Consider the following 14,032-nt stretch of genomic DNA (forward strand, 5'->3'; position numbering starts at 1 on the left):
TTAACCAATACCAGTACAATTGAATTCAAAATTCGATTTAAAATCTTTTATAAGTAACTTACTTAAAAACTCAACGGTTACTAATGTAATTACCGTTGGAGTAACTACTTTAATTGTAAGTGGGCTTGGTTTTTTTAAAGAAATAGTTGTAGCTAATAGCTTTGGTCTTTCGGAATTACTCGACACTTTTTACATAGCTATATTGTTTCCTACATTTATAAGTGGTGTTTTTCTAGATTCGTTTAAAAGCGTTTTTATACCAAACTATGTTAGCGAATTAAAAACAGGAAAAAACATAGGAGCATTTCAAAGCACCAGTTTTATTGTAACAATTGTAATATCCTTAGTGTTTTTACTTATTGCTATACTTTTTACTGACACTTATTTAGAAACATTTTTTAAAGGTCACACTACACAATACTATAGTTTAATTAAAACACAATTTTATTATGTAGCTCCTTGTATTTTATTTTGGGGACTTTCTTCTTTAATAAGCGGATTATTAAACATTGATGACGAGTTTAAATTTTCTTCAATTGCAAGTATTTTTACGCCTATATCAATTATTATATGTCTCGTTTTTTTTAAAGAGGCTCTTGGAAGTTTGGTACTTGCTTTAGGTACATTATTTGGAAGTATCCTAAACTTCTTGTTTTTGTTGATAGTAGCACTTAATCGAAAAATTATCACATTACAAACACCTGATTTTATTTCGGTTAACATTAAAGTATTATTTAAGCAAATACCTGCTAAAGTGTCATCTAGCTTGCTAAGTGGTATTAACCCACTTATAGACCAATACTTTTCAGCTCAATTAATTGTTGGTTCAATAGCTGCATTAAATTATGGAATCAAAATTCCTGCTTTTGCCATCTCAATTGTAGGTATTGCGGTTGGTAATGTACTTCTGCCCTATTTTTCTAAAAATGCTGTTGATAATAAAGAAGCTACTTTTAAAAAACTAAAACTAATACTTAAATACCTTATAATTAGTAGCTCTATTATAGTAATTATACTAGTTCTTCTCTCTTCTCCAATTATATGGCTTGTTTTCGAGAGAAATGCTTTTACAAGTTCAGACACTGTAATTGTATCAAAAATACAACAAATGTATATTTTACAAATACCTTCTTATATTAGTGGCTTAGTGATGGTTAAGTTTTTAACATCAATAAATAAAAATAATTTTATGGTATTAACTTCTTTAGTAAGTTTAATTCTAAATATTGTGTTCAATTTTATTTTAATTGATGTAATGGGAGTTTATGGATTAGCATTAGCTACATCGTTAGTTTCCATTGTTAATAGTATCATTTTATATGTCTATATAAACAAATTAAACAGTTCCTATGTTTAATATAATTACACCAACATATAATAGAGCGCATACATTACCTAGAGTATACAAATCTTTAATACAACAAACCACCAAAACATTTGAATGGATTATTGTTGATGATGGTAGTACTGATAACACATATCAACTAATTAGTGAATGGATAAAAAACACTACCGAATTTAAAATTACTTACCATAAACTAAATATTAATAAAGGAAAATCTAATGCTGTAAACGTTGCAATAGATTTGTGTAAAGAAAAATACACCATAATTGCAGATAGCGATGATACTTTTGTTCCAGAAACAATATCAGATTTAAAAGATATTTGGACTAACAATACTGATAATAGCATTGGAGCTATTTGGACACTCACTAAGGATGAAAGCGGTCAAATTATTGGAGATAAGTTTCCTGAAGATTATTGGAAAGTAGATTTTAAGACTAGAGTTCTCAAACATAACATTGAAGGCGAAAAATGGCATTGTTGGAAAACTAATGTTTTAAAATCTAACAAAATGATTTTAAGTAATGAATGTCATATTGGCGAAAGTCACACTTGGAACCATATTAATAGATCATTTGATTTTTTATGCATAAATATTGCCCATAGAATTTATTTCCATTCTAACGATGGACTTATTGCCACAAAAACAAGTAAAGAAAGAAAAGCCAAAGTCTATTACAACAGTGCTTTGATTGAGTTAGAAAACGTATCCTTAAATGATATTATAAAATACAAATTTTATAGGTTTTATGCATTTCAATACATAAAATCTAACCTATATTTAAAACGAAGAACCAATCGCTTGTCTTTTGTAAAAAAGCTTACATGCTTTGTGATATTTATGTTGAATATTCCATTAAAATTAGTAAGAACTTAATATGAAAATCCTAAAATACATAATTCTAATTTTAATTCTTTGGGGTATTGATAGCTTCTCATTTTTTGTGTTTGGAGAAACCATAGGTGGTTATGTTAGTCATCTTACTTTTATACTATTACTTGGGTATTATTTCTTTGCAAGAAAGCGTCCTGTAATTATCCCTTTAGCCATCCTAGGGGTTAGTTATTTTATAATTTCAGGTCTAACATATATTGATAATTATGAAGTTTACATCAATGAGTTTATCAAATACGGTATTCTAATTATTTGTGGTGCTGAAGTAGCTAGAGACACATCTTCAAAAGAGTTAATACTTTTTCTTTTAATTGGAGCAGCAAGTGTATTAATTCATTCTTTATTTTTCGCTGATAACTATGGCAGGTATAGTGGCTTTTATTTAAATCCTAATGGAGCAGCTTTTGTATGCCTAATAGGCTACTGCTTAACATTTAACATTAGCAATAAAACTACAAAGTATTTATTTACATTCATTTTTACTTTTGCAGGTATTTTAACCTTTTCAAGGTTCTTTTTTTTAATGTGGTTTCTAATAACATTACTTTCTGCAATAAGTAACAGAAAAAACTTGCAATTATTTGGAATTGGTATTGGCACATTGGCTCTATTAATAAGTTTTGCCACAATATTACAAGTTAACACTACTCGATTTTCTCTATTAATTGGATTATTAAATAATAATGCACAAACAGAACGACTAACTGAAGATAGCCGAATGAGCAGATGGTCTACCTATTACAATGATATTTTAGATAAGCCAATTTTTGGAAATGGTTATAAAAGTTTTAGCGGTATAGACAATGTTAAACAAGGTGTGCATAACACCTACTTAATGGTTTTAGGTGAAGCAGGTATCATCCCCTTTTTGATTATTATTGGTATTTATTTGTATTTAATTAGAAAAACTATTTACGGCTACAAAACCAATACTGATAAATTACTCCTAGCCATATCATTAAGCGCTATTTTATTAACAATGCATAACTATTTTAATTACTACCTAATACTATTTATAACTATTTGGTTATTTAATAAAGTGAGTACAAATAACTCTCAAGAAAATGAAATAACTTTATAAAAGTAAACTCAAATCATACTATGTGCGGTATTTACGGAACAACATTAAATTATAACGAACAGCAAGTTAAGGACAAACTCAAGCGAACAGCTTTTAGAGGTCCTGATCAAATGGGTTGGCAGTTTTATAAAAAAGATAATAGACAAGTCATTTTTGGTCATAACAGACTTTCAATAATAGATTTAGACCCTAGATCAAATCAACCATTTACTTATTACGATACAATTCATATTGTTTTTAACGGAGAAGTTTACAATTTCAAAACAATTAAAGAAACACTTAGTAAAAAAGGATATAGTTTTAAAACAACTAGTGATACCGAAGTACTTTGTGCTGCATATTTAGAGTATGGTGAAAAATGTGTAGATTACTTTGTTGGAATGTTTTCGTTTGTAATTTACGATGAAAAAAACAACATACTCTTTGGAGCAAGAGATAGACTAGGTAAAAAACCATTTTATTATTACCACGATGGTAAAGATTTTGAATTTGCTAGTCAAATATCCTCAATTCAATTACACTCCAACAACCTCACAATTTCTGAACGCGCAATAGCTTATTATTTATCTTGGGGAAATGTACCAGATCCTCAATCTATTTTCAGTCAAGTTAAAAAACTTAAAGCAGGACATAAGTTTACATTTAACCTTAGTTCTGGTGAGTTCAAATCACAACCCTATTGGGATATTGATTACACAAATAAAAACCTTTATAAAGGAAGTTATGAAGATGCTAAACAAGAACTTAAAACAATTTTAAATGGCGCTGTAAAAAGCAGGTTATTTGCCGATGTTCCTGTTGGTGTATTCCTATCTGGAGGAGTAGACTCTTCATTAGTTGCTGCTACTGCAAGGCAAACATCTAGGGCTAAGGTTAAAACATTTTCGGTTAAATTTAACGAAAAAGGCTTTGATGAAAGTCATTATGCACAGCAAGTTGCAGACCACCTACAAACAGATCATCATGTAATTGAATGTAATTACAACGAAGGCATCGATTTAATTAAGAATTTTTGCCATTATTACGATGAGCCTTTTTCTGATTCTTCAGCAATCCCATCAATGCTTTTAGCTAAACATACCAAAAAACATGTAACAGTAGCTCTTTCTGGTGATGGTGGTGACGAAAGTTTTATTGGATATCACAGATACAATTGGGCAAAAAAAGGAGGAGTTTATTACAAACTACCATTACCTATCAGAAAACTTGGTGCAGGAGTCTTATCTCTATTACCTCACTATAGACTAAATGTTATTGCTAAAGCTTTACAGTTTAAAGACGTAAATGAAGTTTACTTAGGCGCTATGACTGGTGTAGATTTATCTCATATAAACACAGACTATAACACTAGACTAGTTGACGAATCAAAATACTTAATGCACAATAATAAAAACCTATTTGAACGTATTAGTGATTTTGACACTAAAACTTATCTTAATTGGGATATAAACACTAAAGTAGATAGAGCTTCGATGGCTTTTTCACTAGAAGTTAGAGCTCCATTGCTAGACCATCAAATAGTTGAGTTTGCAAATTCGCTACCAACATCTTTTAAATTTCATAAAAAAGAAATGAAACGCATTCTAAAAGATGTGTTGTACGAATCAGTTCCAAAGCACATATTTAATAGGCCAAAAGCAGGCTTTACTATGCCATTCTCTGAATGGTTTAGAGAAGATTTAAAAGACTATGTTTTAAGTGAATTAAATGAAGACACTTTAAAATCGCTACCTTGTATTGACGCCAAAAAAGTGCAGTTTATGATTAACCAACATATGGATGGCACCTGGAATAGATACCCTTTAATATGGTCTTTATTAGTATTAAAACAATGGTTAAGTACTAATGGAAAAGGAATAAGTATAAGCTAACTTATGTCTAAGTCTAAAATAAATATACTTTTTGTTTTACCATCATTAAAGGCTGGTGGTGCCGAAAGAGTTATTTCTTTTATTGCTAGTAATTTAAACCCAAATAAATTTACATGCACACTAATTGTTGTTGGTCAAAAAAAAGATGCTATATACAACACTGAAGCTATTGAGGTTCTTTTTCTTAATAAAAGAAGAGTCTTAAATGCAATACCTAAATTATTTAAACATATACTAATAAAAAATCCTGATATAGTTGTTGGGTCTATTGCTCATGTTAACAGAGTGCTAGCTATGTTATCTATCTTTTTCTTTAATACTAAATTTGTTGGTAGAGAAGCTAGTGTATTAAGTATTATGAATAGTTTCAATACAAAAAAAAGTGTTTTTCAATTTCCTTTTTTTAAAAACTACCACAAGTATTTAGATGCTGTAATTTGTCAGTCTATTGACATGGCTAATGACCTAATATTAAACAATTCATTTTCCAAAGAAAAAATACACATAATCAACAATCCTATATCTGGTTATTTACCTATTAAATCTTCTAAGCCTATCACTACAGTAAAAGAATTTATCACAATAGGACGATTAAGTAAAGAAAAAGGTCATCTCAGAATTTTAGAAGCAATTTCTAAATTAAGCTTTGAATATAATTATACAATTATTGGAACTGGAGATGAAAAAGATGCAATTATACAGCATGCAAAACATTTAGGAATTATTGATAATATAAAAATTATTCCGCATACCAATACTGTAGCTCAATATTTATCTAACAGCGATATTTTTATCCAAGGCTCATATGTAGAAGGTTTTCCAAATGCATTACTAGAAAGTTGTGTGGTTGGAACTCCTGTAATAGCGTTTAATGCTCCTGGTGGAACCAAAGAAATTATTGAAGAGAGCATAAATGGTTATATTGTAGAAAACACCACTCAATTTATTGAAACGTTGAATATGATGGTTCAAAAAGTTTGGGACCCTAAACATATCAATGCATCAGTTACGAAAAAGTACAATAAAGAGTTAATTTTAGAAAAGTATGAAGCTTTGTTTAATAGTCTTTCATCTAAATCAAAACCATGAAAGTACTAATAATCATTCCAAACGATGCACTTGGTGGTGCAGAACAATACTTAAAAATGGTTGCATCCTACTTTAAAGAAGCAACTGTAGATATTTATTTTATCACAGCCTATGACACAAAGCTTTGGGACGATATAAAAAATAACACTAATCAACACTTCTGCTCTACTAGCAATAAATTTTTGGGTGTTTTAAAATTTCTTTCTCTAAGTCAAAAACAAAAAAAAGAGTATGATTACGTTTTTACATCTCATATCTATATTAACGCTTTAGTAGGAATACTACTAAAACTTAAAATTTTAAAAACTAAAAAGTTTATCGCAAGAGAATCAACCTCAATTTTCCTTAGGTACAAAGGATTAAAACTATTTTTATATAAACTAGCATATAAAATTGGGTATAAAAAAATAGACTTATTGATTTGTCAGACTGAATTGATGAAAAACCAGTTAATACAACATTTTAAAAGTATTGAAAAGAAAACAAAAATAGTAACCATCCCTAATCCATTAAATTTTGAATATTTACTTAATGAACGAGCAAAAGAAGGCGTAAATCTTCCTTTTGAATTTATCGTATCAGCTGGTAGATTCATTCCAGAAAAAGGACTTGATTTATTAATTAAAGCCTTTTATTATGTTAAGATATCCTACCCAAATTTAAAATTAATACTTCTTGGTGATGGCGAATTAAAAGCTGATTTAGTAGCGCAAATTAAATCTTTAAGTTTGGACAACGATATAATATTACCAGGTCATGTAAACAATGTATTATCCTATTTTAAGTCTGCAAAACTATGTGTTGTATCATCAAGAATCGAAGGTTTTCCTAATGTTCTTTTGCAAATGATGTCGCAAAACAACAATGTGGTATCTACAACATGTGCTGGTGGAATTGATAAAATCGAAGGTATCTACTTATCAAAACCAAATGATGCTGAAAGCTTAAAAATTGCTATTGAGAAAGCACTTTCTACATCAAACAGTACAAGTAACAGAAGTAAATTTGACAATTACCTTAGCGATAGAGACATTGACAAGTTTATTAAAAAAATTATTGCAATAACTTAAATCTCAAACAATCATTTAAGTTGTTTTTACCTTCATCCTATAAACCTTTCCTTACAACTAATTAATCCTTTTATCATTTATTACAATTTAAATATTTGATATCTTCGGCTAGTAGTTTTTAGTGATAAAAAGATGTTCAACAACAACTTACATCTTAAAAAAATTAAATGAAAAAAATAATTCGAGTAACAACAATGCCAGGATCAATAAATTCACTTTTAAAAGGTCAATTAGGCTTTATGAGTCAACATTACAACATCTTAGCTGTGTCAAGCAATGAAGGTGGAAGACTCAAAAGTATTGGTGAGGAAGAGGGCATTCCTACTTATGCTGTAGAAATGACTCGAAAAATTACTCCTATTAGAGATTTAGCTGCTACCTATTCTCTTTATAAATTATTTAAAAAAGAAAAACCCTTTATTGTACACACGCATACTCCTAAAGCAGGTATAGCAGGTATGCTTGCTGCCAAATTAGCCAAAGTACCACATCGTTTACACACTGTTGCTGGGTTACCTCTATTAGAAAGTAAAGGCTTAAAAAGAAAGCTGTTAGACATTGTTGAAAAATGCACTTACAACTGCTCTACCATAGTACTACCAAACTCTTTTGGTCTTAAACAAATTATTATTGATTTAAAATTTACAAATCAATCTAAATTAAAGGTTATAGGTAATGGAAGTTCTAATGGCATTAATGTTGAGCACTTCAATCCTGAGACAATATCTGAATCACAAAAAGAAAAATTAAGACTAAAGTTTGGTATTCAACCCAATGATTTTGTGTTCATATTCGTAGGACGTATAGTTGGAGACAAAGGTATCAATGAGTTAATTAAGGCTTTTAACTCATTAAACAAAGAATACAGTACTATAAAGTTACTTCTCTTGGGTCATAAAGAAAGTCACTTAGACCCAATATCCAAAAAATCTCTAAAAGTTCTAAAAGAAAATAAAAACATTATAGAATTAGGTTTTCAAACCGATATTAGACCTTATTTATCAATTTCAAATGTTTTAACTTTTCCTAGTTACAGAGAAGGTTTTCCAAACGCAGTACTACAAGCATGTGCAATGCAAGTGCCTTGTATTGCCTCAAATATTAATGGTTGTAATGAAATTATAAAAAATGAAATTAATGGGATAATAATTCCTCCAAAAGATACCAAATCACTAAAAAACGCAATGGCATTTTGCTTAAACAACCCTCTAAAAGTAAAAGAAATGTCTCTCCTATCTAGAAACACAATTACAGATTTATACAGTCAGGATATTGTTTGGAAAGAACTACTATCTCTTTATAAAACACTGGAAGAATGAAGATATACAAACATTTTTTCAAACCATTACTCGACAAGCTAAGCGCTATACTTGGGTTAATAGCCATATCTCCTGTTTTCATATTAACAACTCTACTATTAACTATAGCTAATAAAGGCAAACCCTTTTTCATTCAAGAACGTGGTGGTAAAAACAAAACCGTTTTTAAGATAATAAAGTTTAAAACCATGAACGACAAAAAGGATGCAAATGGAAATTTACTTCCAGATAAGCAAAGACTAACGAAAATTGGAAACTTTGTTAGAAACACTTCTTTAGACGAAATACCTCAACTAATAAACATAATAAAAGGTGACATGAGCCTTATTGGCCCAAGACCTATGCTTGCTGAGTACCTATCAATTTACAATGACCATCAAATACAACGTTTAAATGTAAAACCAGGAATAACAGGTTGGGCGCAAATAAATGGTAGAAACAACTTAACATTTAATAAAAAATTTGACTTAGACATTTGGTATATAAACAACCTAAGTTTTAAGCTAGATATTAAAATACTTTTTTTAACTTTGATTAAGATTTTCAGCACGTTAGATGTAAATCAGGATGGTAATTTAGAAGTAACTGCCGAAAAATTTAATGGTAAAAACTAAAGATATGAATTTCTACAACAATCTAAACTTACGCACTAACGACCCAGTTGAAAGTGGTGAAATGATAAAAGAAACTCTAAAAAATACAAAAGTACTTAAAGTTACTCCTGAGTGGTATTTAGGTGATTTGCGTCTTTTCTACGATAAGCTTGTAGATTATTTAGGTCCTGTAGTAAATGGTGGTGAAGATTTTACAAAAGGAGGCGTTTTAACTGGTGAACGTTGGTTAGAAATTAGATATGATGACGACATTCCTGATCTTGCTGCATACAGGCACAGTAAAAATGCGCAGCCATTACATACTGATGAGTCTTACCTAACAAATCCTGCTGATATAATGCTGTTTTACTGCGTTAATAAAGCACCTGCTGGTGGAGCCACAACTTTTATTGATGGACAAATTCTAGTAGACTACATGAAGAAAAATGCGCCAATTATGTTGGATGACTTAACATCAAAATCTATATGCTACAGAAAAGCAGATGAAGCGCGAACCGAAAAAATTATAGACATTCAAGACAATGGTAAAATTACCTTAAACTTTAACTACTATTGTATTGACCCAAATGAAACTGAAGAAAATAAAAAGCTTAATAAAGAGTTTTTTACATTTTTACAAGAATACATAGCTCACTCACATTTAGTAGAAAGAGTATATCTTAATCCTGGAGAATCTGTTTTATGGTGGGATCAATATGTATTACATGGTCGTACATCTTATGATGCAAAAAAAACCAACGACCGCTACATCTGGAAAACCGGCTTTAAGTGGGTAGGATGATGAATACTTTAAATCTGGGAAAAATCACTTTAGGAACAATGCGTTTCGTTGATAAAAACCTCAGTATCAAGGAAACAGTAAAACTTATTGAAGAGAGTTTTAATCTAGGCATTAATACTCACCATTCTTCATTTGAATACAATTCTTATTCCTTATACTCAAACGCCTTAAACAAAAGCAGTTGCAAGCCTCATATCAAACACATTGTTAAACTATCTTCCCCTCATTTTGGAGAGTCAAAATTTTCAGCTGAAAAGCTAGAAAAACTTATTGATAATGAGTTAAAACACTTAAAAGTCGACTGTATTGATGTTTTGCAATGGCTAGTAAGATCAGAACCTATTAATGACAACGACAGACTATCAGTTCTACTCTATCAAAAAGAAACCATAGAAACAAGTTTATCAAACTTAAAAGAAAAAGGCAAAATCAAACACGTGTTTGCTTTCCCCTACTCTGTAAACTTTGCACATGAGGTCATAAAACTAAAATCTGTTGATGGAATTATTTCTTATCTCAATAAATCTGAAACTGATTATTCCCACTTTGCAAATTCAGTCCCTTTTATAGCCATAAGACCATTTTTTGCAGGAAAACTTTTTAATGATGCTTCTAACTCATCTGAAAGCATAATTAGTGATTGTTTAGATTATGTGTATAAACACAAAAACGTAAAAACCTCTATAATAAGCATAAACACTATACAACAACTAAGTCAGTATAAAAACTATTTAAAAAAGTCTTAAACGATTTTAGAAAATGATAAAAGAAATAACTTCAAAGCAAGAATGGGATAATGTTCTCAGTAAAGTTGATACTTACGACTTTTATCACACTTATGACTATCATACAATATCCAAACAAGAAGATGAAGAATGTGTACTCTTACATTTTGAAAAAGACAATTACCTAATAGCCATACCTTTAATTATAAGACCAATTGAAGGGACTGATTGTTTCGATATCACTTCTGTTTACGGTTATTCTGGTCCTGTTTCTAAAAACATATCTTACAATTTTAACAACACACAATTTATAACTGAATTTAAAGAATACCTCTTTAATAAAAAGATTGTTTCTGTATTTAGTAGATTAAACCCATTTATCAATCATCAAAAAGACATTTTAAAAAATTTAGGAGACTGTGAAGACTTAAGTTCTGTTGTGTTTATCGATCTCACTAATGATATTGAAGTACAGCGTCAAGGATATCAACGTAGAATCAAATCACACATTAATAAATCGAGGCGATTGTGCACTATTAAAAAAGCACAAACACAAGAAGAAATTGAAGCATTTATTGACATTTATTATGAAAACATGAATCGTGTAGATGCCGAAGACTCTTATTATTTTGACAAAGATTATTTCTTCAAGTTTCTAAAATGTAATGATTTTAAAACTGACCTGTTATTAGCTATTGATAATGAAACCAATCAATACATATCAGGTGTAATGTTCGTTAAAACAAACCAAATTGTGCAATATCACTTATCTGGAACTAAAACAGACTTCCTTAATATTATGCCTGTAAAAATGCTGATTGACGAAATGAGAATATTAGCTACAAACAAAGGTTATAAATACTTAAACCTTGGTGGTGGTCTTGGCAGTAAAGAAGACTCATTATTACGCTTTAAGAAATCTTTTTCCAAAGAACTAGAAACATTTAGTCTATGGAAATATATTGTTAATGTAGATGCTTACAATAAATTATCATCTAAAAACGAAGTAACAAACACCAATTACTTTCCTGCTTATCGTACAAAATAGATTTTATTGACTCTATCAAATCTTTTTTAACAAGAAAAACACTACAACAAATTAATTATCAATATTTTACAGACAAATAATCGTTTAAAGAGTATATTTTACCGATTTTAACCAACCTACCAAAGTAGTTAACACTTAATTAGCTAAATTTAAACAACTTAAAACAAGTTCATCTCCTTATTAATAGCATAAGTAATTCAAAATAAAATGGGACACCATGACTAATGCTTTTGAAATTGACAGACGAGAAGGACTGTCTAAAAAAGAATTTTACAATTCTTACGTAAAAAAATCTTTACCAGTTGTATTAACCGATAAAGGTGAATGGGTTTGGTCTGACAAGTTTTCAACTGACTACCTAAAATCACACTATAATCATTTAACACGAACTGTTAACGGTAAAAGTTATTCTTTATCTGAAATTATAGAACTTTGTAAGAAATCTACAAAAGAGAACAAAGCTCCCTACCCTAACATTTATGACGTAAAAAGAGATTTTCCCGAATTACTTAATGAAATACCAGAGTTATTGTATGGAAAATCAAATAGACTACAAAGCAAAATGCTTCCAAGATTTATTGCTAAGTACACCAACAAAAGAGAGTTGTTTTTTGGAGGAAAAGACTGTTCATTTCCAACGTTACATATAGATTACCTTGGTGTTCATACGCAATTAACACAAATAATTGGAGATAAAGACTTTTATTTATACTCTCCTGATCAGTCAGCATGTTTTTATCCTGATAAAATAAGAAGAAACCAAAGTCCAGTAAATATTTTTGACCCTGATTTAGAAAAATATCCGTTGTTCAAAAACGCAGTAGCTATAAAAACCACACTAAAACCTGGAGAAACCTTATTTATACCAGCTGGTTGGTGGCACACAACATATATTCATAATTTTAATTTAACCTATGCCATAGACCATGTAAACTCTTTTAACTGGAACTTTTTTATGGATGAATACTACCTTTCAGCTAAAAAAAATTATCCAAAACTAGCATCATTGGTTAAAGTCTATAAAGTTATCATGGGTAAAATATTTAATGCTAAAGAAGCAATACTCAACTAGAATTTAACAGCTAAACTTCATTTCAAAGTATAAAACTGTATAATAAACTAATATTTAGTGTTTTTCATTTAATAATTAGCAATAAAACATAACTTTACGTTATTCAACTGCCTAAAAATTATTATGTTCGATAACATGAAATCAAACTTCACACGAACTATTGCAAAACATATTGGTAATGTACTTGTATTTTTAAGACCCAAAAAAGCTCAAGAACTTTCAGAAAACAGAATTACACTAGTTCATAAAAACAAAAATAATTTAAGTTTTCAAGAACGTTTAATGCGTTTTGCGCTAGTACAAAAACTAGAAACATTAGACGATCACAATAAAATAGCCGAACAAAACAAAACTTTTTGGATAAATGAAAGCGCTACAGAGTTGTTTACCGAAACTAAAGATTCAATTAATACGTTTTTCATTCCGCATTGTACTTTTATTTTTGATTTGTTAAAACAAGAAATTTCAAATCAAGATCAAGAAATTGACACACTGGTAGAAATAGGTACTGGAAACGGTAGCATTCTTAATCACTTAAGCACTGAGTTTCCAAATTTTAAAAAGCTTATCGGAATTGATTTAAGCGCCAATCAAATTGAGATAAACAAAAAAAAATATAAACAAAACACTAAACTTGAGTTCGTAACAAGTGACGCCTATGATTGGATTAAAAAAAATGGTAAAAAGAATACTGTTTTTGTTACTTACAATGGTGTTTTAGAATACTTTTTAGAACAGCAATTACAAGAGCTTTTAATAGAAATAAATAAGCTAAAAAACATTTTTTTTGTATCCATAGAGCCCAATGGAGCTAGTCACGATTTTGATAAAGACCCAAATACTCAGCTTTATGGTGATGAACCTTCTTTTTCGCACAATTACCCAAAACTATTTAAAAATGCAGGTTTTACTTTATGGCATTTTTCACAGATACAACTAGAAGGAGAAAGTAAACAAACTTTTATTGGCGCTAAAAATTAGACTAATAAATCTTTAAGGTTTGTGCTAAAACGAATTAAAGTGCTGTATAACTATTTTTTTTTAGTAAAAATTATTTTGAGTTTACTTTTAATTACCCTTTAATATTTCTTTATATCCCCTTTAATTTTGATTAATAGCTTA

13 protein-coding genes are annotated in these 14,032 nt (G+C 29.6%); all 13 read left to right on the forward strand.

Annotated elements, in window-relative coordinates; genetic code table 11:
- Positions 1-19 precede the first annotated feature (19 nt).
- Positions 20-1,357 (forward strand): murein biosynthesis integral membrane protein MurJ, encoded by a 1,338-nt coding sequence (murJ, locus tag ABD011_RS10505; RefSeq protein WP_131506745.1) that lies wholly within the window; start codon positions 20-22, stop codon positions 1,355-1,357.
- On the forward strand, positions 1,350-2,222 hold the full coding sequence (locus ABD011_RS10510; RefSeq protein ID WP_343798099.1) for a glycosyltransferase family 2 protein: 873 nt from the start codon (positions 1,350-1,352) through the stop codon (positions 2,220-2,222). The genes murJ and ABD011_RS10510 overlap by 8 nt, the downstream gene beginning before the upstream one ends.
- Position 2,223: 1 nt before the next feature.
- Entirely contained in the window at positions 2,224-3,321 is a 1,098-nt protein-coding gene (locus ABD011_RS10515) for an O-antigen ligase family protein (protein ID WP_343798101.1), read from the forward strand.
- 20 nt (positions 3,322-3,341) lie between these two features.
- Complete coding sequence (gene asnB, locus ABD011_RS10520; protein ID WP_343798103.1) at positions 3,342-5,192, forward strand: asparagine synthase (glutamine-hydrolyzing); 1,851 nt, start codon at positions 3,342-3,344, stop codon at positions 5,190-5,192.
- 3 nt (positions 5,193-5,195) lie between these two features.
- Positions 5,196-6,281, forward strand: a complete 1,086-nt coding sequence (locus tag ABD011_RS10525; RefSeq protein ID WP_343798105.1) for a glycosyltransferase — start codon at positions 5,196-5,198, stop codon at positions 6,279-6,281.
- Positions 6,278-7,351 carry a glycosyltransferase gene (locus tag ABD011_RS10530; RefSeq protein WP_343798107.1) on the forward strand — a complete coding sequence of 358 codons (1,074 nt, stop codon included), beginning with the start codon at positions 6,278-6,280 and terminating at the stop codon, positions 7,349-7,351. Before ABD011_RS10525 ends, ABD011_RS10530 begins: the two co-directional genes overlap by 4 nt.
- A gap of 167 nt (positions 7,352-7,518) precedes the next feature.
- The gene (locus ABD011_RS10535) at positions 7,519-8,670 is read left to right on the forward strand and encodes a glycosyltransferase family 4 protein (RefSeq protein ID WP_343798109.1); all 1,152 of its coding nucleotides are present in this window, start codon (positions 7,519-7,521) and stop codon (positions 8,668-8,670) included.
- 2 nt (positions 8,671-8,672) lie between these two features.
- Positions 8,673-9,284, forward strand: a complete 612-nt coding sequence (locus tag ABD011_RS10540; protein WP_343798555.1) for a sugar transferase — start codon at positions 8,673-8,675, stop codon at positions 9,282-9,284.
- Positions 9,285-9,288: 4 nt separating this feature from the next.
- Entirely contained in the window at positions 9,289-10,065 is a 777-nt protein-coding gene (locus tag ABD011_RS10545; protein ID WP_343798111.1) for a TauD/TfdA family dioxygenase, read from the forward strand.
- Positions 10,062-10,811, forward strand: coding sequence for an aldo/keto reductase (locus tag ABD011_RS10550; protein ID WP_343798113.1), 750 nt, complete (start codon positions 10,062-10,064; stop codon positions 10,809-10,811). Before ABD011_RS10545 ends, ABD011_RS10550 begins: the two co-directional genes overlap by 4 nt.
- 13 nt (positions 10,812-10,824) lie before the next feature.
- Positions 10,825-11,838, forward strand: a complete 1,014-nt coding sequence (locus ABD011_RS10555; protein ID WP_343798116.1) for a peptidoglycan bridge formation glycyltransferase FemA/FemB family protein — start codon at positions 10,825-10,827, stop codon at positions 11,836-11,838.
- A gap of 217 nt (positions 11,839-12,055) precedes the next feature.
- A complete protein-coding gene (locus tag ABD011_RS10560) occupies positions 12,056-12,910 on the forward strand; it encodes a cupin-like domain-containing protein (protein ID WP_343798118.1) in 855 nt (284 codons plus the stop codon).
- A gap of 135 nt (positions 12,911-13,045) precedes the next feature.
- Entirely contained in the window at positions 13,046-13,891 is an 846-nt protein-coding gene (locus ABD011_RS10565) for a class I SAM-dependent methyltransferase (RefSeq protein ID WP_343798120.1), read from the forward strand.
- Positions 13,892-14,032: the final 141 nt, after the last annotated feature.

This window comes from Gaetbulibacter jejuensis (genome assembly GCF_039524015.1).
Classification (GTDB): Bacteria; Bacteroidota; Bacteroidia; order Flavobacteriales; family Flavobacteriaceae; genus Gaetbulibacter_B; species Gaetbulibacter_B jejuensis.

Excerpts from the sequence above, each read along its gene's own strand:
- ABD011_RS10510 (WP_343798099.1), top strand. The coding sequence starts at position 1,350 with ATGTTTAATATAATTACACCAACATATAATAGAGCGCATACATTACCT.
- ABD011_RS10515 (WP_343798101.1), top strand. The coding sequence starts at position 2,224 with ATGAAAATCCTAAAATACATAATTCTAATTTTAATTCTTTGGGGTATT.
- asnB (WP_343798103.1), top strand. The coding sequence starts at position 3,342 with ATGTGCGGTATTTACGGAACAACATTAAATTATAACGAACAGCAAGTT.
- ABD011_RS10525 (WP_343798105.1), top strand. The coding sequence starts at position 5,196 with ATGTCTAAGTCTAAAATAAATATACTTTTTGTTTTACCATCATTAAAG.
- ABD011_RS10530 (WP_343798107.1), top strand. The coding sequence starts at position 6,278 with ATGAAAGTACTAATAATCATTCCAAACGATGCACTTGGTGGTGCAGAA.
- ABD011_RS10535 (WP_343798109.1), top strand. The coding sequence starts at position 7,519 with ATGAAAAAAATAATTCGAGTAACAACAATGCCAGGATCAATAAATTCA.
- ABD011_RS10545 (WP_343798111.1), top strand. The coding sequence starts at position 9,289 with ATGAATTTCTACAACAATCTAAACTTACGCACTAACGACCCAGTTGAA.
- ABD011_RS10550 (WP_343798113.1), top strand. The coding sequence starts at position 10,062 with ATGATGAATACTTTAAATCTGGGAAAAATCACTTTAGGAACAATGCGT.
- ABD011_RS10555 (WP_343798116.1), top strand. The coding sequence starts at position 10,825 with ATGATAAAAGAAATAACTTCAAAGCAAGAATGGGATAATGTTCTCAGT.
- ABD011_RS10560 (WP_343798118.1), top strand. The coding sequence starts at position 12,056 with ATGACTAATGCTTTTGAAATTGACAGACGAGAAGGACTGTCTAAAAAA.
- ABD011_RS10565 (WP_343798120.1), top strand. The coding sequence starts at position 13,046 with ATGAAATCAAACTTCACACGAACTATTGCAAAACATATTGGTAATGTA.